This window comes from Psychromonas aquatilis (assembly GCF_038155185.1).
Taxonomy (GTDB): domain Bacteria; phylum Pseudomonadota; class Gammaproteobacteria; order Enterobacterales; family Psychromonadaceae; genus Psychromonas; species Psychromonas aquatilis.
On sequence record NZ_JBAKAZ010000034.1, the window covers coordinates 14,858 to 37,499 of the forward strand.

The 22,642-nt window shown below is 38.2% G+C and carries 18 protein-coding genes and 5 tRNA genes; 17 read left to right on the forward strand and 6 right to left on the reverse strand.

Annotated features, from left to right (window positions below):
• The first annotated feature begins 4 nt into the window (after positions 1-4).
• The 4 genes from odhB (at position 5) to V6256_RS09875 (ending at position 4,480) form a co-directional block, all read left to right on the forward strand.
• Entirely contained in the window at positions 5-1,171 is a 1,167-nt protein-coding gene (odhB, locus tag V6256_RS09860; RefSeq protein ID WP_341598046.1) for a 2-oxoglutarate dehydrogenase complex dihydrolipoyllysine-residue succinyltransferase, read from the forward strand.
• 482 nt (positions 1,172-1,653) lie between these two features.
• The gene (gene sucC / locus V6256_RS09865; RefSeq protein WP_341598047.1) at positions 1,654-2,820 is read left to right on the forward strand and encodes an ADP-forming succinate--CoA ligase subunit beta; all 1,167 of its coding nucleotides are present in this window, start codon (positions 1,654-1,656) and stop codon (positions 2,818-2,820) included.
• Entirely contained in the window at positions 2,820-3,692 is an 873-nt protein-coding gene (gene sucD, locus V6256_RS09870) for a succinate--CoA ligase subunit alpha (RefSeq protein ID WP_341598048.1), read from the forward strand. The genes sucC and sucD overlap by 1 nt, the downstream gene beginning before the upstream one ends.
• A gap of 314 nt (positions 3,693-4,006) precedes the next feature.
• Positions 4,007-4,480, forward strand: coding sequence for a hypothetical protein (locus V6256_RS09875; protein ID WP_341598049.1), 474 nt, complete (start codon positions 4,007-4,009; stop codon positions 4,478-4,480).
• A 125-nt stretch (positions 4,481-4,605) separates the two neighbouring features.
• Here V6256_RS09875 and V6256_RS09880 read toward each other — a convergent pair whose 3' ends face one another.
• Positions 4,606-5,754, reverse strand: coding sequence for a methyltransferase (locus V6256_RS09880; protein WP_341598050.1), 1,149 nt, complete (start codon positions 5,752-5,754; stop codon positions 4,606-4,608).
• Between the two features lie 114 nt (positions 5,755-5,868).
• Between V6256_RS09880 and V6256_RS09885 the strand changes: the two genes are divergently transcribed.
• The 4 genes from V6256_RS09885 (at position 5,869) to V6256_RS09900 (ending at position 9,071) form a co-directional block, all read left to right on the forward strand.
• A complete protein-coding gene (locus tag V6256_RS09885; protein WP_341598051.1) occupies positions 5,869-6,927 on the forward strand; it encodes a glycosyl hydrolase family 18 protein in 1,059 nt (352 codons plus the stop codon).
• Positions 6,928-7,007: 80 nt separating this feature from the next.
• Positions 7,008-7,607 (forward strand): PhnA domain-containing protein, encoded by a 600-nt coding sequence (locus V6256_RS09890; protein ID WP_341598052.1) that lies wholly within the window; start codon positions 7,008-7,010, stop codon positions 7,605-7,607.
• A gap of 54 nt (positions 7,608-7,661) precedes the next feature.
• Complete coding sequence (locus V6256_RS09895; RefSeq protein WP_341598053.1) at positions 7,662-8,108, forward strand: DUF3302 domain-containing protein; 447 nt, start codon at positions 7,662-7,664, stop codon at positions 8,106-8,108.
• A complete protein-coding gene (locus V6256_RS09900) occupies positions 8,109-9,071 on the forward strand; it encodes an HlyD family secretion protein (RefSeq protein ID WP_341598054.1) in 963 nt (320 codons plus the stop codon).
• Positions 9,072-9,285: 214 nt separating this feature from the next.
• Here V6256_RS09900 and pyrC read toward each other — a convergent pair whose 3' ends face one another.
• The 4 genes from pyrC to pdsR all read right to left on the reverse strand — a co-directional run bounded on the left by pyrC (position 9,286) and on the right by pdsR (position 14,313).
• On the reverse strand, positions 9,286-10,317 hold the full coding sequence (pyrC, locus tag V6256_RS09905; protein ID WP_341598055.1) for a dihydroorotase: 1,032 nt from the start codon (positions 10,315-10,317) through the stop codon (positions 9,286-9,288).
• 174 nt (positions 10,318-10,491) lie between these two features.
• Positions 10,492-11,445, reverse strand: a complete 954-nt coding sequence (locus tag V6256_RS09910; protein ID WP_341598056.1) for a coproporphyrinogen III oxidase — start codon at positions 11,443-11,445, stop codon at positions 10,492-10,494.
• Between the two features lie 13 nt (positions 11,446-11,458).
• Positions 11,459-13,618: a proteobacterial dedicated sortase system histidine kinase gene (gene pdsS / locus V6256_RS09915; RefSeq protein ID WP_341598057.1), complete on the reverse strand. Its 2,160-nt coding sequence runs from the start codon at positions 13,616-13,618 to the stop codon at positions 11,459-11,461.
• Positions 13,618-14,313 (reverse strand): proteobacterial dedicated sortase system response regulator, encoded by a 696-nt coding sequence (pdsR, locus tag V6256_RS09920; RefSeq protein ID WP_341598058.1) that lies wholly within the window; start codon positions 14,311-14,313, stop codon positions 13,618-13,620. The genes pdsS and pdsR overlap by 1 nt, the downstream gene beginning before the upstream one ends.
• A 207-nt stretch (positions 14,314-14,520) precedes the next feature.
• On the opposite strand from pdsR, the gene V6256_RS09925 reads away from it, so the two are divergent.
• The 4 genes from V6256_RS09925 (at position 14,521) to V6256_RS09940 (ending at position 20,121) form a co-directional block, all read left to right on the forward strand.
• Entirely contained in the window at positions 14,521-15,660 is a 1,140-nt protein-coding gene (locus tag V6256_RS09925; protein ID WP_341598059.1) for an OmpA family protein, read from the forward strand.
• A 490-nt stretch (positions 15,661-16,150) separates the two neighbouring features.
• Complete coding sequence (locus tag V6256_RS09930; protein WP_341598060.1) at positions 16,151-17,014, forward strand: HAD-IIB family hydrolase; 864 nt, start codon at positions 16,151-16,153, stop codon at positions 17,012-17,014.
• A gap of 25 nt (positions 17,015-17,039) precedes the next feature.
• Positions 17,040-18,272: a glycosyltransferase family protein gene (locus tag V6256_RS09935; RefSeq protein WP_341598061.1), complete on the forward strand. Its 1,233-nt coding sequence runs from the start codon at positions 17,040-17,042 to the stop codon at positions 18,270-18,272.
• Positions 18,273-18,351: 79 nt separating this feature from the next.
• Positions 18,352-20,121: a sugar phosphorylase gene (locus V6256_RS09940; RefSeq protein WP_341598062.1), complete on the forward strand. Its 1,770-nt coding sequence runs from the start codon at positions 18,352-18,354 to the stop codon at positions 20,119-20,121.
• A gap of 76 nt (positions 20,122-20,197) precedes the next feature.
• Here V6256_RS09940 and V6256_RS09945 read toward each other — a convergent pair whose 3' ends face one another.
• The gene (locus V6256_RS09945; protein ID WP_341598063.1) at positions 20,198-21,163 is read right to left on the reverse strand and encodes a DUF3014 domain-containing protein; all 966 of its coding nucleotides are present in this window, start codon (positions 21,161-21,163) and stop codon (positions 20,198-20,200) included.
• 263 nt (positions 21,164-21,426) lie between these two features.
• Here V6256_RS09945 and V6256_RS09950 point away from each other — a divergent pair.
• From V6256_RS09950 to V6256_RS09970, 5 genes are all read left to right on the forward strand, one after another.
• Positions 21,427-21,503, forward strand: a tRNA-Pro gene (locus V6256_RS09950).
• A gap of 47 nt (positions 21,504-21,550) precedes the next feature.
• Positions 21,551-21,627, forward strand: a tRNA-Arg gene (locus V6256_RS09955).
• Positions 21,628-21,645: 18 nt separating this feature from the next.
• Positions 21,646-21,721: transfer RNA gene (locus V6256_RS09960), tRNA-His, on the forward strand.
• A 25-nt stretch (positions 21,722-21,746) separates the two neighbouring features.
• A tRNA-Leu gene (locus V6256_RS09965) sits at positions 21,747-21,831 on the forward strand.
• A 151-nt stretch (positions 21,832-21,982) separates the two neighbouring features.
• Positions 21,983-22,059 (forward strand) — tRNA-Pro (locus tag V6256_RS09970).
• Positions 22,060-22,642 lie beyond the last annotated feature (583 nt).

The window sequence follows — 22,642 nt, forward strand, 5'->3', positions numbered from 1 at the left end:
AATTATGATTGAAGTACTAGTTCCTGAACTTCCAGAATCAGTTGCTGATGCAACAGTAGCAACTTGGCATAAACACCCGGGTGACTTTGTAGAGCGTGACGAAGTATTAGTTGAAATTGAAACTGATAAAGTAGTATTAGAAGTACCTGCGACTGCAAGTGGTGTTTTAAAAGAGATCATTGAAGACGAAGGTGCAACTGTTTTATCAAAACAGGTGCTTGCTAAACTTGAAGCCGGTGAAGCGCCTGCTGCTCCTAAAGAAGAAGCGCCAGAGCCAGAAGCACCAGCTAAAACAGCTGATGCTAGCCCATCTGTTCGTCGTTTAATGTTAGAACAAGATATTGATGCTCGTGACGTTAAAGGTTCAGGTAAAGGCGGTGTTATCACACGTGAAGACGTTGAAAAATTCCGTACTGCTAAAAACGAAAACGAAACAGCGCCTAAAGTTGATATCGTAGCGGCAGTTGCTGCACGTAGCGATAAGCGTGTTCCAATGACGCGTCTACGTAAGCGTGTTGCAGAGCGTTTATTAGAAGCTAAAAACTCTACAGCGATGTTAACAACATTTAACGAAGTAAACATGAAACCTATCATGGATCTTCGTAAGCAATACCAAGAAGTGTTTGAGAAAAAACACGGTATTCGTTTAGGCTTTATGTCTTTCTACATTAAAGCAGTAACAGAAGCTCTAAAACGTTATCCAGAAGTAAATGCGGCAATTGATGGTGATGATATCGTTTATCATAACTTCTTTGATGTAAGTATTGCTGTATCAACACCACGTGGTCTTGTTACGCCAGTATTACGTGATACTGATACATTAAGTGTTGCTGATATTGAAAAAGGGATTCGCGAACTAGCTATTAAAGGTCGTGATGGCAAGCTAACTGTAGATGAAATGATGGGTGGTAACTTTACCGTTACTAACGGTGGTGTATTTGGTTCACTACTTTCAACACCAATCATTAATCCACCGCAAGCTGCAATCTTAGGTATGCATAAAATCCAAGAACGTCCAATGGCGGTTGATGGAAAAGTTGAAATCTTACCTATGATGTACCTAGCGCTTTCTTACGATCATCGTTTAATCGATGGTAAAGAATCTGTTGGTTTCTTGGTAACAATTAAAGAACTACTTGAAGATCCTACTCGTCTATTATTAGATATCTAATCTGACGTTTTTTGATTAATCTTATAGCTGCTTATGCTTCATAAGCAGCTAATTTTTATTCCACTCAATTCTCATAGTCCATTCCCTAATCTCAAACACTGCCTCCTGAATATCTAATTGATTCTGCTATATAAATAGTACTTATTAATTCATTTAATAACTGTTTTTTGACCTCAACTTTCTCACTGAAATTATTGAAAATTTTAATAAATGTCGACGAATGTCATACTATAGGACCATTTTAAAATGCGACTTATGATGTAGTTAGCACTTTCATAAGTATGGCGTTTAATTGCTCAAAAATAATGCGTAATATTCTATACACAATTAAGTAGTTGAGTGAAGATTCAATACACTTATCTGGTGCTTTGGTAGGCCAGTCAAATGCTCATTTATCTATTTATTTATAAAGCAAAATTGAAATTGTTTTTTACTCACGGCTTTCGGGCTATTAAGTTTAACTAAACAGATGGAAATCAAACATGAATTTGCATGAATATCAGGCAAAACAACTATTTAAAGAATACGGTTTACCGGTTCCACAAGGCGTTGCTTGTGATAGTGGTGAAGACGCAGTAAATGCAGCGTCTAAATTAGGCGGAGACAAGTGGGTTATCAAATGTCAAGTACATGCTGGCGGTCGAGGTAAAGCCGGCGGTGTTCAATTGGTTGACTCTAAAGAATCAATTCGTGAATTTGCCAATAAATGGTTAGGTAAAAACTTAGTTACTTATCAAACAGATGCAAATGGTCAGCCAGTTAATAAACTTTTATTAGAAAGCTGTAGTGATATTGCCAATGAGTTGTATTTAGGTGCTGTCATTGACCGTGCTTCACAACGTGTTACTTTCATGGCGTCTACTGAAGGCGGTGTTGAAATTGAAAAAGTAGCAGAAGAAACGCCAGAACTTATTCATACCGTTACTATTGATCCATTAGTAGGCGCACAAGCATATCAAGGTCGTCAATTAGCATTTAAATTAGGCCTGTCAGGTAAACAAATCGGTCAATTTACAAAAATATTTTTAGGTCTAGCGACAATCTTCGAACAAAAAGATTTGTCTTTATTAGAGATTAATCCATTAGTAGTAACAGGCGAAGATGACCTGATTTGTTTAGATGGTAAAATTTCAATCGACTCTAATGCGATGTATCGTCAAAAAGCATTAAGCGAAATCAACGATACAACGCAAGATGATGCGCGTGAAATGCACGCAGCGCAATGGGAACTTAACTATGTAGCACTAGATGGCAACATCGGTTGTATGGTAAACGGTGCTGGTCTTGCAATGGGAACAATGGATATTGTTCACTTACACGGCGGTAACCCTGCAAACTTCCTAGATGTAGGTGGCGGTGCGACTAAAGAGCGTGTAACTGAAGCGTTTAAAATTATTCTGTCTGACTCTAAAGTAGAAGCTGTTTTAGTAAACATCTTTGGCGGTATTGTACGTTGTGACTTAATTGCGGACGGTGTTATTGGTGCCGTTGAAGAAGTAGGCGTATCAGTGCCTGTTATCGTTCGTTTAGAAGGTAATAATGCAGAGCTAGGTCGTAAAATTCTAGCTGAGTCAGGTCTTAATATTATTGCAGCAACATCATTAACAGATGCTGCTGTGCAGTCTGTGAAAGCGGTAGGTGGCAAATAATGAGTATTTTAATTAACAAAGACACTAAAGTAATTTGTCAGGGTTTCACTGGTGGTCAAGGTACTTTCCACTCTGAGCAAGCAATTGATTACGGTACACAAATGGTGGGTGGTGTATCTCCAGGTAAAGGTGGTCAAACTCACCTTGGTTTACCGGTATTTAATACAGTTAGTGAAGCTGTTGAAGCAACAGGCGCAACTGCTTCTGTTATTTATGTTCCTGCACCATTCTGTAAAGATGCTATTTTAGAAGCAATTGATGCAGGTATTAAATTAATTGTGACTATCACTGAAGGTATTCCGACGTTAGATTTAGTTACTGTTAAAATCAAACTTGATCAAGCTGGTGTGGTCATGGTTGGCCCTAACTGTCCGGGTGTTATTACTCCTGATGAATGTAAAATCGGTATTATGCCAGGCCATATTCATAAAAAAGGCAAAGTAGGCATTGTATCTCGTTCAGGTACATTAACTTACGAAGCCGTTAAGCAAACAACTGATGAAGGCTTTGGTCAATCAACTTGTGTTGGTATCGGTGGTGATCCAATCCCTGGTTCAAGCTTTATTGATATCTTAAAATTGTTCCAAGAAGATCCAGAAACTGAAGCGATTGTCATGATCGGTGAAATTGGCGGTACTGCAGAAGAAGAAGCGGCTGCATTTATTAAAGCAAATGTAACTAAACCAGTGGTTTCTTATATTGCCGGTGTGACAGCGCCTGCTGGTAAACGTATGGGCCATGCTGGTGCAATTATTGCCGGCGGTAAAGGAACTGCAGAAGATAAATTTAAAGCATTAGAAGATGCGGGTGTTAAAACCACTAAGTCTCTTGCTGAGATCGGTAAAGCATTACGTGAAATTACCGGTTGGTAGTTATTTAAACATCACATAATGTCTTAACTGATATATTAAGCCTCGCTCAGCGGGGCTTTTTTGTTTATTACAGTATTTTGTTTTCTGTGATGTTTTTGATTTATGTCGGTATTTGCTTAAATATCACGATCAAAAACAATTATAGTGATAACATCGTTTAAGTACTTGTTCACTTTTAAGTAGTGAAAGCAGGGCAAACTTATCTAATATAACGTTTTCGCTTCTTGAACTATCAGTCTCTGTTTTTATATATGAAATATAACTTCTTTGAACTGGGTGATCTGTAAATTTTTCTGCGATAAAAAAGGATTAAAATGAAAATGCTAAAAATAGCATCAGTGATCTTAATGACTGCTCTTACACCCCCTGCATTTGCTAGTGCACTTACAATTAATAACAGCAACTTAGTAGGGGATTGGCAATGTCTGCATCAGGTAGATGTTAAACAAACACAAATGCAGATTCAGGTTGAGTATACAACGCATATATTAGCTAATGGTAATGCCTACGGTACAGGGGACCTTTATTTTACTATCCCAAACATGCCTAAGATAAACTATAAAGCGAGTGATAATTCGACGTGGAACTTAGCTGGTGACCAATTAACCGTTAAATCAAATAAGATTAACTTTACTAATGTCAGTCATCCTGAACTAGATAAGTATGTCAATATCAATACAATACTGCCTGAAACGGTCAGTGAAACCGTGACGATAACTGAATTGACAGCATCAAGTATAAAAGTCGTATCAGAGAAGAGCAAAGAAGTGTTTACTTGCACACGTTAATTTAAAGAGGTATTAGCAAGGTAGGTAGAAGCTTATCTGGTTAATATCTAAGAACGAATATTGCTTTTAGATAAGGGCTATTGATGAGAATCGATAGCCCTTTATTGTGTAAACAGCTTTAGTAATTAATCTGTTTTAATGGCACGTAAAATAACAAATTTTTTGTTTTCAGTGATTAATTCACAGTTACCAAAGATACGGTTTAATTTATCTTGATAATCAAGGTGGCGATTACCAACAATCACTAACTCACCATGCACGGCTAGACAAAAATGTGCATCATTAAACATACTCCATGCAATATGATCCGTGATCGCATGTTGCTGATGGAAAGGAGGATTGCAGAGGATCAAGTCGTAACTGCGTGGTTTAAAACCGACTAAACCATTATTAACAACAAATCGAGCATTATCAGAGCGCTCTTCTTCAAAGTTCTTAAGCATATTGATTCGAGCTGAATCGATCGCCATATAAGACTCATCAATAAAGGTAATTTGTGCATCTGGATAAGTGGCTGCCGCAGACATCCCCACAACACCGTTACCACAGCCTAAATCTACTACTTTTGTAAAGTCGCCATCAGGTAAGTTATCCATTAAGTAACGGCCACCAATATCTAGGTGATTACGAGAGAAAACATTCGCATGATTGTGGATGGTCCAACCTAAACGTTCAATATCCCAAGTTAGGGGAACTTCTTTTTCAGGTACATCAAGCTGATCTGGTTGACTAAAGATAAGACGTGACTTCTTCTTCGCTAAAGATGTTTTGGTTGTACCAATATACTTTTCAAATAAAGCTAACGTTGATTTATGTATTGCATCGACTTTACCCGCCGCCACAATAATCGCATCTTTTGCAATGACTTGGCTTAATTGCTGTAATTGATATTCAAGAAAAGCCAGTGTTTTAGGCACTTTAATTAATACTACTTTGGCATTACTAGGTAAGGCTTGTAGGCTATCTTGAATTAATAAGCTTTCTGGCTCACGTTGATTACGTTGCATATTTAATTTGATTGAACCAACAGATAAAAACGAATCAGAAACAACTGTTCTTTGTATTGCATCAAAATAACAGCTAAGTGCACCAAAACCATCGTTAATGATCAGTAGTTGATCATCTTCAGCAATATATTGATTAAGGTTATTCTCATTAAAATAGTTAATCAAATATTCATCTGCAGAGTCCCAAGCTTGTAATGTTTCATTTTTTCTACGCGGATGGCGATGTAAAATTAAAGTTTGCTCTGCAATGGTTAGTGCTTCATTCATAGGTTTGCCTAATTTGGGAGTATAAAATATGTTAATTTGCCATTTTAGCTTGCTTACACGGTTAAGGTAAGTGTTATTATCAATCTTCATAAAATGTTTAACGGTTTGGTGTATATGAATTCAGTACAGAAAATAAAAAAGACTTTCAAATGGTCATTATTAAGCGCGTCAATTTTCCTTGTTTTTGCTTGTGATAGCCAAGATGCTATTGAAGAGGCATTAACCACGCAAGACGTCGTATGTGACGAAGATACAACGGATGTTGATTTTAAACAAATCGCTTATTGGTCAGAAAATGACGATGAAACATTGGAAGATATCGATTTTTCTCGATTAACGCACATCATATATGACCAGATCTCTGTGGCGTCTGATGGCTCATTAATTATTTCAGATGATCTCGATGATGAACTTGATGACTTGATTGAAGCTGTAACAGATGCCAATACAGGCACTTTAGTGATGTTTTCCATTGGTAGTGCAAGCTCGTTAAGCGCAATTGCTAATAATGATACAGCACTGGATAACTTCAATGATGAGATTCAAGACTTATTCGATGATTATGCTATCGACGGGATTGATATTAATTGGCAGTTTCCCGATGAAGATGAGGAAGATGATTTCGAAGACTTAATCGAGTCAGTTGAAGAAACGGTTCATGATGAAAGTAAATTATTGAGTTTTGTGGTTGCCTCAGGTGAAGATGAATCGATTACTGATTCAGTTTCTGAAGATGCCATTGATTATGCTGATTTTGTTAATGTATTAGCTGTCGAGTCTGCTAATGATGACGATTTACATTACACGCTTGAAGAAGCTGAAGAATCAATTGAGTATTGGACGGGCGAACGTTGTGTGGTTAAAAACAAATTAGTGTTAGCAATTCCTGCACAGGGGACTAGTAGCGAAGATCTAACGAAAAGCTATGCAGATATCCTAGATCATAACTTATCAGATGCGTGTTTAGACAAAACAGAGTCACGTACTTATTATTATTATGATGGTATTCCGACGGTAACCGACAAAACTGAATACGCGCAAAGTAATGCAGGTGGCGTGGTATTGATGTCTTTACAAAACGATACTTATGATGAAGATTATGTTGATGAATATTCATTATTAATGACAATTGACTCACAAGTCACTGGTACGCCCAATACAATTTGTGATTAATAATTTAGATAGTTTTTTTTAAAGATAAAAAAAGGCATAATAGCGGCCAATTTAACCCTCTAATTTTATAAGGTCTTATTATGCCAATTAATGCAGCACTCACTGAACGTAGTAACGGTTGTTGTGAATTATGTTCTTCTACAACGGATCTATCTGTTTTTGAAGTCCCACCTGTAAAAGAGCCTAACTCTGATAAATCTGTTTTAGTGTGCTCGACTTGTTTATCACAATTAGAAAAACAAACCGATATGGATAGTAATCATTGGCGTTGTTTAAATGATTCGATGTGGAGCCAAGTGCCTGCAGTGCAAGTCACTGCTTTTCGTCTACTAACGCGTTTATCAAATGCTGGTGAAAGCTGGGCGCAAGATCTTTTAGATATGATGTATATGGAAGATGAGCAAAAAGCATGGGCCGATTACGGTGTTGCAGCAGATGAAATCGAAGATGTTGCGCCAACGCGTGACTCGAACGGTACTGTTTTAGTTGCAGGTGATAACGTTACCTTGATTAAAGATTTGGACGTAAAAGGCGGTAACTTTACGGCTAAGCGCGGTACGCCAGTACGTAATATTTCACTAACAGACAACCCAGAACATATCGAAGGACGTGTTAACGGCGTACGTATTGTTTTATTAACACAATATATTAAAAAAATGCCTCTCTTTGAAGACAAATAATATTTTGTGATTCAATCACTTAACCTTAAACCCTTTATACAATAGGAAGGTACTATGCTCGAATATATCGCCTTAGGGATGCTCGTTTTTGTGGCCATCACATTATTTTACGGTGTCATTGTTATTCATGATATTCCTTATGAAATAGCTAAAAAAAGAAATCATCCTCAACAAGACGCTTTACATGTTGCAGGGTGGGTAAGTTTGTTTACGCTGCATGTGTTATGGCCATTTTTATGGATTTGGGCAACACTATACCAACCAGATAGAGGGTGGGGATTCTCAGAAAACAGCAACGCCAATAAAAATGATGGCAATGCTAACGATGCAAATAATGCTAGCAATACACAGTTAATTGAATTGCAAAAACGTGTCGAATTATTAGAAGTTGCATTGCAAAATGAAATGGATCGAAAACAAGAGCTTATCGACATTGATAAGTCAGCAAGTAAATTATTTGCAGACTTGGACAATATCAATGAACAGCAAGGGGACAAATAAATGGACGTTTTACTGATTCTTACCTATGCCGCTTTTTGTCTAGCTATTTTTAAAATTTTTAGAATTCCATTAAATAAATGGACTGTACCAACCGCTGTGTTAGGTGGGATTATACTGATTGGCACATTAGTGACGGCCATGAATTATAATCACCCATATTCAGACTCAAGTCGTGGCTACTTTGTAACCACACCAGTTGTGCCAGCAGTTCGCGGAACGGTTGTTTCTGTTAATGTACAAGCAAATACGCATTTGAAAAAAGGTGACGTCTTATTTACGATTGATCCTGTTCCATTTCAAAATAAAGTTGATTCGTTAACAGCGCAATTAACTAAAGCAAAGAAAGACTACAGCCGCGCAAGTCAATTGAAGCAAAGAAATGTTGGTGTGCAACGTGATGTTGATGCTGCAAAAGCACTGGTTGATGATTTACAAGCGCAATTAAGCGATGCTAAATATAACTTAGAAAGAACAGTAGTACGTGCGCAAAGCAATGGCTATGTAACACAAATGATGGTCTACCCAGGCTTTTATGTTGTGCCAATGCCATTACGCCCAGCGATGGTATTTGTTCAGGAAGATTCTTTCACTTATGTTGGTTGGTATCATCAAAACAGTACTTTACGCTTAAAAGCAGGTTATGACGCTGAAATGGCCTTCGATGCGATTCCAGGTAAAGTCTTTACTGCCGAAGTGGTACAAGTGTTACCAGTACTGTCTGAAGGTGAAGTGCAAGCAAACGGTCAATTAATTAACTTTAATGCTGGTTCAGCAGTTCCTGGACGTGTGCCTGTTGAGTTAAAAATAACTGATCCTCGATTTGAAGAATACCGTAGTATGTTACCGGGTGGTTCATATGGTCAAAGTGCGATTTACTCTGATCATCTCGAGCATGTTTCTATTATGCGTAAAATATTATTACGTATGTCTTCATGGATGTCTTACTTCTTCCCATTCCACTAAATCTAGTTTCTGGGTCTCGTTGCTGGCCAGACAGGTCAGCTAACAATTTAGATAGAAAACAAAAAAGGCGATATTATTTAATAATATCGCCTTTTTTATTGAGCGTTAATGTACATTTCTAATGTTATTTACGCCTCTTACTGTTTTACTTATCGCTTAATTCTAACTGCTTTATAACTACTTTATAAATTACTTTTAATCGTCAATAAGGTAATTACAGAACTTTCCAAGTCATTTTTTCACTTGCTTTAATTGGCACAACGACATCATTGCCAAAGGTAAGAGTCGCTGGTACATCCCATTCTGTTTTTTCCAACGTTACAGTATCGCTGTTACGCGGTAAACCATAAAAATCAGGGCCATTAAAACTACAAAAACCTTCTAATTTATCCAGAGCATCTTCAGCTTCGAACACTTCAGCGTATAACTCTAATGCAGCGAATGCAGTATATGAACCAGCACAACCACAAGCAGACTCTTTTGCGCCAATGGCATGTGGTGCAGAATCTGTGCCTAAGAAGAATTTTTTGCTACCGCTGGTCGCTGCTTTTACTAATGCTGCTTGATGAGTATTACGTTTTAAGATAGGTAAGCAGTAGAAGTGCGGTTTAATACCACCTACTAACATATGATTACGGTTGAACATTAAGTGGTGAGCAGTAATGGTTGCTCCAACGTTATCACTTGCTTGATTTACAAATTCTACTGCGTTGGCAGTGGTGATATGCTCAAGTACAATTTTTAAGTTAGGGTACGCATCAACAATCGGCGCTAGTACTTCTTTTAAGAATATTTCTTCACGGTCAAATATATCAACGTGATGAGAAGTTACTTCACCGTGCACTAATAGCGGCATGTCTACTTCTTGCATTGCTTGTAATGCCGCTTTGATGTTATCAACATTCGTTACGCCAGAATCTGAATTGGTTGTTGCACCTGCAGGGTAAAGTTTAGCAGCATAAACGTGACCTGATGCTTTGGCTTTTTTAATCTCTTCAGCAGTTGTGTTATCTGTAAGGTATAACACCATTAGCGGAGTAAAGGTTGCAGCTGGTTTCGCTTCTAAAATACGCTCACGGTATGCAAGTGCAGTCTCAGTGGTCATCACCGGTGGTACTAAATTAGGCATAATAATAGCACGTCCCATGTAACGGCTAGTATCACGTACAGTGTCATTTAAAACGTCACCATCGCGTAAGTGTACATGCCAATCATCAGGACGAGTTATGGTAAGTGTGCTGCTCATAAAGTACTCCGTGTAATATAAAAGAGAGGGGGATTTAATTGAAAGCAATTTTAGAAGTTACAAGGGCTTAAGTAAAGGTAAAACAGTATAACCAAGTAGATGTTTTGAGTAGGATATTAAGCAGGTTTGATATAAGTAAGCGGCAAACGTTGCCACTTACTGGATTCTTTCAGTTTATTTTTGGTAATGCTCGCGAATAGCAATTGCAATATTAGCTTTGATTTGTGCTGTAATATTAACTTGGCTTGTTGCCGGCAATAAATCCACTAATGCTTTAACCAGCGGTTGTTGAGTCGCTGGCGAGCAAGCTATCCACTGCGCTAATAAGTCTCGATTAATATAAGCAGGTAACGAGCCTAATGTGCCAACATCATTTTGGTTATGAATTAATAAACCCGCTGTCGTGCCTTTATCAAGTGTTAATACTTGGTAAAAATACAGCGTATGGTAATCAAGTTGTTGCTGTAATTGTTGGTCAGAGGGCGGTGCTAAATAGCTTAATTTTTCGGTTAAAATAGCGATATAGCAATCAACGGCTTGCATTGCAAAATCAATGGCAAAGCGTTCAGGTGTATTTTCATCTCCAACAAACCCTTCTAAGTAGAAATGACTGACGCCTCTATGTTTATTTAAAGCGGGAATGAAAAAGTAGGCATCACCTTGCTGAATGCCACTTTCATAATATGTTCCACTGGCTTTTTTTAACATCTCATTAAATAGGCGAGTGTCATTAACTTCTTCAATGGCCGGGTTCAAATCAGCCATTAAGCGCCAATACTTTTTGCCATTTCGCAGTTCAGTCCAACTCACGTGAATATGAATTGAAGGGGCTAATGGATGTTGTGGATGGATAATAGTAGACAAGGCCGTTGCCGATATAAATGCTTTTTCAGGCGTATCTTCATAGTTAACCTGAGAAACATTCACAGACGCACGATTAAACACGTCATTGCTTGACGCCTCAAATCGTTTCCCACCACCATGTGTTCCTTGGTCTCTTAGCCATTCTACGGAAGTAAATGTTGTTCCTGTGGATATGGTTTGTAATTTATTCACAAAGTAAGCTTGTACTTGACTAAGTTCTGTTAACGCAAATTGAGCGTCCACAGAGGTGGCAAATTGGCGCATTAATGTTCCTCGTTTATGAGTTTGCTTTTTTGATAGGGAAGGTAATCGTTACCACCACTCCCGTCAAGTCGCTATTATTTTGGATGGCGATATTAGCATGATGATAATCGCAAATCATTTTCGCAATATACAACCCTAGCCCAAGGTGTGTATCATGCTGTTGAGAAGCCGGTCTAATAGAGATCATCGATTGAAACAAGTCTTGCTCTGTCGATGTCGCTAAGAGCGGGCCTGTATTCTCAATCGCTAAAATAGCCGCATCCTTGGCTTGTTTTAAGCTTAAGTGGACGGGCTGCTGTTCGGCTGAGAATTCCACTGCATTATGAACGATTTTATCTAATAACTGTACGATAAAGTCTGGATCTGCATCAATTAGTAAGGGAGCTGACGTCAAATCACCTTGAAATGATGAGTCAGGGTAAATCATTTCATATCCCTGTAAACAGCCATTCATTAATACCGTTAAATCAAGCGTTTGCTTTTCAGCTTGTTGTAAGCTTTCTTCAATACGGCTTGCTTCACTCATACTGGTTAAAATCTTATTAAGACGTTGAATCCCTTGTTGGCTTCGTTGAATATATTTTTTCTGTGCTGGCTCAGCCGGAAAATGAGATAAGTTATCCAAAGATGACCTGACCACAGCAACAGGTGTACGTAACTCGTGAGATAAGCGAGAAGACAACTGCTCCACATAATGATGATACTCGCCTAAACGTTTGCCCATATCTGCCATGCTACGTGATAAATCACCAATCTCATCGGCATGTTGGCTAGCGGTAAATTCACCGGTTAATCGGCCATTTTGATCAAGCATGGTTTCACTTTGATCTCTTAACTGTCTGATCCGTTTTACCACACTGGAAAGAAATAGAAATAACAGCAATCCGACAATGACAATCACTGCTAATAAAACATTAAACATCTTTTGCAATGTTTGGTTACGTAAGGTTAATAGGCCGTTATTGGTTTCTTCCGCTAATACCACGCCAATCACTTTGCCATTAACAAAAATAGGCTGTGCGACACTTAATATTGAGGCGCGCTTATCAACACTTAATCGCCATTGTGACGCTGCCTCCCCTTGTAATGCTTGGTCTATTAACGGGTAATTAAGCTGCGCAGTGTTGGTGGATTGATCGATAAAATCAGTGGCAGGTTTATCTAAAAACCAATCGTAAATAGGCGCTAGCAAAGCTGTTTCTATGGTTGAAAACCAGCCGGATTGTTGCGCCGAAGTATTTAATTGAGTTGGCCAAGTGCCGGTGGATTGATGAATGTCACCTGCTTGGGCAATCACTCGTTGGTGTCTATCCACCACCCATAATGTCGAGTTGGTATGACTCATCATCAACAACATCTTTTCTACTTCAGGGGAGGGGATTAGTACACTGCCTAACTTGTCACTACTTAATATTTCAGAAGTCTGAATAACATGATTGATGGTGTTTGGTTTATCCGCAGTACTAGTATGTAATTGAAACCCTAACTTATTGCCTAATAACGTTAGTGGTATTCTTAATTCAATATTATAACCCTGCGTTGTTGATTTCCAGAAACCTTGTATCGACTTTTCTCGGGTCAAATTCTTAGCGTGAATACTGTGTTGCGGAAACCGAAAAGCATTAAACCAGCCGTCATTTTTAACGGAAATAATATAGCGTTGTAATACACCTTGCGGTGTTGTGAGTGCAAAAATCAAGTGGTCGTTATCAGTAATATCGGTTGCATTCGACTGGCGTTTAAGTGGTTGCTCATTAAATACTTGAAAATAAGCATATAAATATTGCGCATTTTTGCCCAATAATAAATCAAAGCTGTTGGAGTTTTTAGAAGTATCAGTTGGTTGTGTGTTTTGGTAATTGATTTTAAAGGATGATAACGCAGCCCAATCATCTTGTTCGCCGTCAATAATTATCGGGTCGTTTAAGTTGTAAACATACAGGTCATGACCTTTTTTTATGCTTGGTAAAAAGCTCGCGTGTTCATTAAACAAGCTAGGTCTTTCATGTAACGCAGTCGCGACAGCACTGGTGTTACCTAATAAGGTTTGCTCTTGGCCTTGGCGTAAGAAATTTTCCATTTCAGTGACAAATTGATAAGCAAACCAAGGCAATAAAAGCAGTAAACTACTTAATGCTAAAACTTTACCGCGTAATCCCCATTTAATTGACATTAATTATGTATATCCCAGCGATAACCCATACCGTAAATAGAGGTGATTTCATCAAAGTTGGCATCAATCTGTAAGAATTTTTTACGAATACGCTTGATGTGCGAGGTAATGGTATTGTCATCGACTACCATATTCGCATCACTCATTAATTGTTGACGACTTTTGACAACACCTGCTTTGTTGGCAAGGCCATGAATAATCCAAAACTCAGTGATAGTGACGTCCAATAAGGTGTCATTCCAACTAATTTGCATTTTGTCATTATCGATGGTCAGTAGGCCTCGTTTAATAATTGATTGAGTAGCCGGTAATGGTATTTGATGCATGTCTGCGCGTCGAAACAAAGCACTGATTCTCACCATTAAATGCTCTAAGCCTATTTCTTTACTTAAATAGTCATCAGCCCCTAAACGTAAACCAGAAATACTATCAAAGTCATTATCGCGAGCAGTTAAAAAAATAATCGGTAATGTTGCAGATAGTTGGCGAAGTTGCTGGCATAGCAAAAAGCCACCATCGTATTCATGGCCTAAGCCGACATCAATCACCGCTAAGTCAGGTAATGTTTGTTGAAAAGCCTGCATTGCCGATTCTCTGCTCGGATAGCCATCGACTTGATAGCCATATCGCTGCATCAGGTCAATGTAGTTTTCTCTAATATCTTGGTCATCTTCGATAATCGCAATACGTTTCATATTGGCTGGTATTCCCATATTAAATATGTTGAAGCAGGGTTTAGTAGCAGGAAGTTGTGCGTTAAAGAAAAATGCTTTGCCACTTTTTGAACATAATTGATAAGCAGTTTGCCATTTTTGCTCCCTAATCTTGCCACTTAGCTTTGTTTTAATACAGACATCGAAACAACAACATAAGTTTCATTATTAATAAAAGGGACGGTCATTATGAACACACAAAAATCAACATTAATGCTAAAAAAATCAATTGTTAGCTTAGGCGTACTTTCTTTATTAACAGCGGCTGTAATAGAGATCCAAGAATATCAAAAACAAGATGAATCGTTAAGTTTCTCTGAGCATTTAAACGATTTTGTGGTGCCAGCTAAAGTTAATGGTGAAACCATGTATTTCAAAAACAACCAAGACCTTAGCATTTTAACCACAGATGCAAACGAGTTAGCCGCGATTGCAGAAAACAATCTCTATGTTGAACCAGTCAATCAACAACAAAATATAATTAAACCAACCTCACTGGCGCTAACAACAGGATCGCAAAGTAGTGATGTTGATAAAGTTAAGCAAGTACAAGATGACAGGGTATTAGCGGATATCTATTTTGCACTGTCTTCGTCAGAGCTCGCACCACAATACAAAACACAATTAGTGAAGGTCGCGCAACAAATTAAAGCGAGCAATGCAGATAAACAGTGGCAAGTAGTAGGGCATACAGACAAATCGGGCAGCGCATCTTATAACTTAAAACTAGCAAAACAGCGTGCCAACAAAGTCCTTTCATTTCTGCTTGAACAGGGCGTTGCAGAAAAACAGTTAAGCGTATTGACGCTAGGTGAATATAAAGCAATGCACCTTGAAAACAGTACTTATAATTCTGGATTAAGAAAAGTACAGGTTATCGACTTTAAACCTGGGCTAGAAAATCTCGCGCAAAAAGTCCAAAGAGATAATCAAAAGATTCAAAGAAGGTTATTGGCTCAACAAAAAGCCAAAGCATTATTAGCAGAACAACAAGTAGCTGAACAACAAGAGATTGCACAACAAGATAGTAAAGTTCAACAGCAATTATTGCTAGAGCAACAACAAGTACAGCAGCAAGTCGCTGCGATTAAAACGGCGAATAACTTGCCTGAAATAGTGCAAGTAAATACAGATTTACAACTTAATGGCTTAGATCTTGTGGAGCAAGAGGAACATTTATGGTCTTCAGAGCAGCCTAAAGAAACTGACCAACAGCAACAGAATAGCAACGTAAATACTCAAACAAATAACCAAGTAAATGATCAAGTATTAAGCGACGTTAATGATAAACCAACCGCGATGGTAACAACAACGCGTTACTTATTTTAAGGGAGAAAAAAGATGAATCAAGGAACGGATCATGAAGGTACATTTAACCGCTTATTGCACCTAAATGAGTTGGTTAATGCCACCATAATATCAAGTTGTAGTTTATTTGCTTTAATTTATTTAGTGATGTAATTCATTGCTTTTAAAGAGGTAATGTTAAAAGCTGATCCAAGGATATTAGCAACCTATTTTTGGATCAGTTTATGCATTTGTTTATTACGGTCTTTACAGAAAAGTAGACAAGAGCATAATTTTCGGTATGGTAGTTATAGTATTATTTTGTTAATTCAACGGAAAGAATAAGCAAAATGTTAAAAAGTAAAGTGCCAATGTTTTTAAAAAGTTGGCTCTACCGTGAACAGGAAATTAGCGGTTTAATACACTGTTGTTGTGCTACAAAAGATGACGCTTTTTGGATAAATACTTTTTGTAGAGATGCAAATATAACGTCAGGCAGAACAATTAAGATCATCAAATAAACGGAATATAGATGAACAAAAAAATATTGGTTTTTACCGATTTAGACGGCACACTTTTAGATCATTACACTTACCAAACTGATGCAGCGACCGACATGCTTGCTAAGTTGAAATCGGAAGATATTGCGGTTATTCCCAATAGCAGCAAAACATTTTCTGAAATATCACTAATCCGTGAACAACTTCAACTCAACTCTCCCTTCATCATAGAAAACGGTGCCGCAGTTTATATCCCTATCAATTATTTTAATGCTCAACCTGAAGGTACCAGTGTCGAAGGCGACTATTGGGTTAAGTCTTTTTGCCAACCTAAAGCATATTGGCTGGCATTATTAAGTGATCAAGCTGAAGATTTTAAAGCATATTACCAAGGCTTTTCAGAGATGACGCTTGAACAGTTAGTCGCGCTAACTGGGTTGAGTATTGAGAATGCGGAAATGGCAAAACAACGCCATTACGGGGAACCTTTAAATTGGCTAGGAGATGAGCAAACGCAAAATGCATTTACAGCGCATATGATTAAGCTTGGTGCCAATGTATTACAAGGTGGACGCTTTTTACATATAAGTGGTCATACTGATAAAGGCCAGGCGCAAGCTTGGTTAGCTAAGCAATATCAAGGTTTAGCAGTATCAGATACATACTTATCTCAAGCGAAGACAACAGAAACTGACCCTAAAACAGTAGAGACTATTGCTTTAGGTGACGGGAAAAATGATATCGCAATGCTTGAACAAGCAACCTTTGCGGTACAAGTACGTTCGCCGGTACATGATTTTCCCGAATTAAGTAGGACTGAGAATGTTTATCAAAGCCGTCAATTTGGTCCTGCAGGCTGGACGGAATGTTTAGAAGAAATATTATCATCGAAATAATTTGTTAATGTAAGGAATACTAATAATGGCTGATTTTTATCAAAATGGCATTGTGACTACAATGCATAACCTAAGACAGCGTGATAACGACGATCTTGAAGCAGAGCTAAAATCCTTTTCTAAAACCCGCCCAATGGGGTTGATTTTGCCTTCACTGTATTCAGAATTAGAAGGGGAAGCTTTTCCAGATATCGTTGATCACCTTGCTGAAGTCCCTTATTTATCACAAATCGTTATCGGTCTTGACCGAGCAACTGAAGACCAATATCGTCAAGCTTTAAAATTTTTCAAAAAACTACCTCAAGATCACCGTGTACTATGGAATGAAGGCCCTCGTTTACAAGCATTAGATGCAAAATTACAAGCACTAGGCGTTGCCCCTAAAGAATTGGGTAAAGGCAGAAATGTTTGGTATTGCATGGGTTATACCTTAGCTGCTGATAAGTGTGAATCTGTTGCATTGCATGATTGCGATATCGTTACCTATGACCGCGACCTGCTGGCTCGTTTAATTTACCCTGTTGCCAACCCAATGCTTCACTACGAGTTCTGTAAGGGCTTTTATTCACGTGTTGCCGATGGAAAAATTAATGGTCGTGTTTCGCGTCTATTAGTGACACCTTTGGTAAAAGCGTTGAAAAAAACCGTTGGCCACAATGATTACCTTGAATTTATCGATAGCTTCCTTTACCCATTAGCCGGCGAGTTCTCATTCCGCAAAGATGTATTAAGTGATTTACGTATTCCAAGTGACTGGGGTTTAGAGATTGGCGTGTTATCTGAAATGCACCGTAACTATGCCAGCAACCGAACTTGCCAAGTGGATATTTCAGATGCCTATGACCATAAACATCAAGACTTATCATTAGATAATGTGGAAGGTGGGTTATCGAAAATGTCAGTTGATATCACTAAAGCCTTCATTCGTAAATTAGCAACGCAGGGTGAAACATTCAGCACCGAAAGTATTCGAACACTTAAAGCGACTTACTACCGTATCGCATTAGATTACCTCGAAATGTACCGTGGTGACGCCTTAATGAATGGCCTAAGTTTAGACATTCATAATGAAGAAAAAGCCATCGAAATGTTTGCTGAGAATGTCATGATTGCTGGGCAAGTCTTCCTAGATAAACCAATGGACACACCGTTTATCCCTTCTTGGAATCGCGTGATCAGTGCAATGCCAGATGTATTAGAGCAATTAAAAGAAGCGGTAGAACTAGACCATCAAGAGTTTAGTGAAAAATGCGACTAATTATTTACGAAAAAATTTAACAATAATAATACGCTACTGGATCATTGATTGGTGTCAGTAGCACAAAAAAGGGGATTGTATGGCAGAGCTTAATAACAAAGAAAGTACCTTATCTTTACTAAAGAATAAGTTAGTACAGCAACTTAATTTTATATACAAAGAAGTTGACTCAGAAATAGATTTTGACACATTAAGCGATCAATTAATCCAATTGATGAGACTCGATGAAGTCTGCCATGCCCCTGTTGCACATGAAAATCACTGGTCAGAAAAAGACATCATTATGATCACCTATGGTGACAGTGTGATTCAAGCTGATAAAAAGCCATTAGTTGTGCTACAAAACTTTATCGACGAATACCTCGGTGATAGCGTGAATAGCGTACATATATTACCTTTCTTCCCTTACAGTTCTGATGACGGGTTTTCAGTAATCGATTACTCCAGTGTTAATGAATCATTAGGTGGATGGGATGAAATTCAAGCGATAGCAAAAGATCGCCGCTTGATGTCAGATTTAGTGATTAATCACTGTTCTAGCCGAAGTGCTTGGTTTGATAACTTTGTTAAAGGCGAGGGGATTGGCCATGACTTTTTCTATACCGCTTCACCAGAGGATGATTTATCACAAGTAGTACGACCAAGAACCTCTGATTTATTAAGAGAAACAGAAACAGCACGAGGCACCAAACATGTTTGGTGTACTTTTAGTCATGACCAAGTGGATTTTGACTTTAGAAATCCTGAAGTATTAAAAAGCTTTGTTAGCATTATTCGTTTATATCTTGATATGGGGGTTAAAATATTCCGTTTTGATGCGGTTGCATTCCTTTGGAAAAAGCTCAATAGCACTTCTATTAATTTGCCTGAAACACATGAAGTGATTCGTCTATTAAGAAGTTTATTAGAGCATGCAGAGAAAGATGCAGTCATTATCACCGAAACCAATATTCCAAATACGCAAAATTTAACTTACTTTGGTAACGCCAATGAAGCACATGCTATTTATAACTTCTCACTGCCACCTTTATTAATTAACTCATTAGTGACAGGTAGTTGTTTGTATTTAAAACGTTGGTTAATGAGTATGCCACCTTCGCAAAATGGCACTGCGTACTTTAATTTCATTGCTTCTCATGATGGCATTGGTTTAAGACCGGCAGAAGGTTTACTAAGTGATTACGAATTGACTACGCTGGTGGAAACCATGGCGGAGTTCGGCGGTAAAATATCATGGCGTACTACAGAATCCGGTGAGCCTAAACCATACGAGATTAATATTGCATTGTACGATGCATTACAAGGGACAACCAAAGGGAAAGATAAACTAGGGTTGCAACGCTTTATTTGTGCCCATGCCATTATGTTCGGTTTAGAAGGTATTCCTGGTGTGTACATTCATAGTTTATTAGGCACCAAAAATGACTATGAAAAAGTGGAAAATACACAGCAAAATCGTTCTATAAATCGTCATCGTTGGGACTATGATCTATTAAAAGATAGCCTAGAAGATGAGACAAATCACCATTCTATCGTTTTAGCGTCCCTAAAAGAGCTGTTAGATATCAGAATTAAACAACCAGCATTCCATCCTAATGCAACTCAGTTTACACTGCATTTAGGTTTACAGTTGTTTGGTTTCTGGCGTCAAAGCTTAGACAGAAAGCAAAGTATATTTTCTGTGAGTAATATTTCTGGACACGAAATGGAATTAGTCATTCAAGACTTAAACTTGATCATGACCGACAGTTGGTTTGAATTGATTTCTGGTGAAGCGCTCAACGTAGATGCAGAAATGATGATGTTAGCACCATACCAAACAGTATGGTTAACTAACGTTTTATACTAACCAACCTTTATAAAAGAGATTCGATTTCCCTTTTGCGATAGTTGAGCTGTTAGCAACTATCGCTTTTTTTATTCCTCTATTCCTCTACTGCTTGCTTTGTTTCAACACTTTGATCTGCTTCAACACTTTGCTCTGTTTCAACATTAGTTTTAACAGTATTTAGCTGCGTACGAATATCTCTTAGTTTATTTTGTATTTTGGCAAGGTTCGTTGGACCAAAACGTAATAAAAACTTCTGAGCATCATTTAAATTCTGCCAGGTTTTATTTTGATATTTATACATCACAGAAGGGGAGTTCAGTTTTATCTTCTCATCGATTAGTGGAACTGCTAAGGCTAAATCAATAGCTTTGTTCAACGCATCATCAAACTCAGCACCAGGGTGAGCAATTTCTTGATAAGACTCGTTAATTAAAGGTTTCAGCTTATTATAAGTCGCTACTGTCTTTTCAGTATTAAGCGATGCAATAAAATTACTGTAATCATCATAGCGTTGATAAGTTAATGAAGACATATATAGGTTGCCATCTTCCTTCTCGACAGCAAAAGGGGTTGCTGGTGGCGCTAAAGGACTAAAGTTAGTTAGTAATTGACCATTACTGAAGTTGCTAATAAACACAACCGAGTTATATATGAAGAAGCTAGGAATTATTTTTTGATCAATACCATCTTCATCACCTAACTCCTTTATCTCATTAACAACATAATCATCTGAAGTATTTAAAGGCGGCAGGTCAGGGTCGCGTTCAGTCTTTGTTGATGCATCTTCTGCTAGTGAAGTTTCATTTTCAGCTGATGCAGCATCTTCTTGCATGGCTAAGTCCGCTAATTCATTACTAACAACATTAGCTTCTGCAACAATCGCTTTATTCTGTATAGCAGTTACATTTTCTTCTAACCCGAGATACTGCATAAACTTATGATGGGTTTCAGGGCTTTTAAAATACATCACCCCATAACCAAGCATTGCAAGGCAAAGAAAAATTAAAAGAATATTAACCCACGAATAAGACTTTTCATTATCTGAATCATTATAACTCATATGCAACACACCTTATTTATAACTAAAAACCATTGATAATTAAATTAAATCACCAAGCCAGCCACTTTGGAAGTAATAAAAGCGATGAAATGAACAATAAATGAATTAATATTAATCAAAGCGATTATTTATTCGGCAAGCAGAAAAATATATGCAAATAACGTTTGACGATTAACAATCAAGTCAGTAATATCTCGCCTCGTTGACAGGCAATAAGCAATTACCCAGCTTGTTAACGAAGTAATTTAACGATTACAAATACTCGGTGATTAGCGCAGCTTGGTAGCGCATCTGGTTTGGGACCAGAGGGTCAGAGGTTCGAATCCTCTATCACCGACCAAATTTTGAAAACAATGAGTTTCATTGTAAGATATAAATCCTGCTTATGCGCCCTTAGCTCAGCTGGATAGAGCAACGGCCTTCTAAGCCGTAGGCCACAGGTTCGAATCCTGTAGGGCGTACCATTTTTAAAAAGTTTAGTGGCGGATGTAGCTCAGTTGGTAGAGCCCCGGATTGTGATTCCGGTTGTCGCGGGTTCAAACCCCGTCATTCGCCCCATTTTTTAGATGAATGTTTATATAACGCGGAAGTGGCGGAATTGGTAGACGCGCTAGATTTAGGTTCTAGTATCGCAAGGTGTGAGAGTTCAAGTCTCTCTTTCCGCACCATATAAGCATTAAATATCAATCAGTTATATAGCTGATTAGATAACAAGAAATACTCGGTGATTAGCGCAGCTTGGTAGCGCATCTCCAGTGTTTTGGAAAAGAGTTGGACCAGAGGGTTTTGACCCTTAATTCTAAAATACAAAAAAATACTCGGTGATTAGCGCAGCTTGGTAGCGCATCTGGTTTGGGACCAGAGGGTCAGAGGTTCGAATCCTCTATCACCGACCACATTTGAATAATCCGCTTGCTCTTAGAGTAAGCGGATTTTTTCGTTTTAAGAACCCCTATTTAAAACTAAAAGGGGTATTCACTTGTTCGAAGCCACGTTAAGTTTTGACTCGTCTTCGCTCGTCGTGGCTTTTTGATTTTTATTCGCTGTGGTTTCGCCTTGTCGGCGACCTCCTTTCTTTTACCAGAAAAGAAAGGAGGCAAAGAAACTGGCCCCGATCGTTTTTTAATCTGAATAAATGGCTGCCTTCTTAACGCACCGCTCATACGCCACATCCATGTGGCGAACTGAGCTAGCAACGGCATCCATGCCTTAGCTTGCTAAAGGCTGCCATTGATTCAGAAAAACTCAACGAGGAGGATTGACCTAGCCGCAATGTGTAGCGTTATTTTTTATATTGTTAACATTCTGACTAAGAGAATATATTTTTTGCTAGATATTGAGAAGTTAGCTCGTCTTCGCTCGTCGTGGCTTGTTGATTTTTATTCGCTGTGGTTTCGCCCTGTCGGCGACCTCCTTAACGCACTGCTCATACGCCACATCCATGTGGCGAACTGAGCTAGCAACGGCATCCATGCCTTA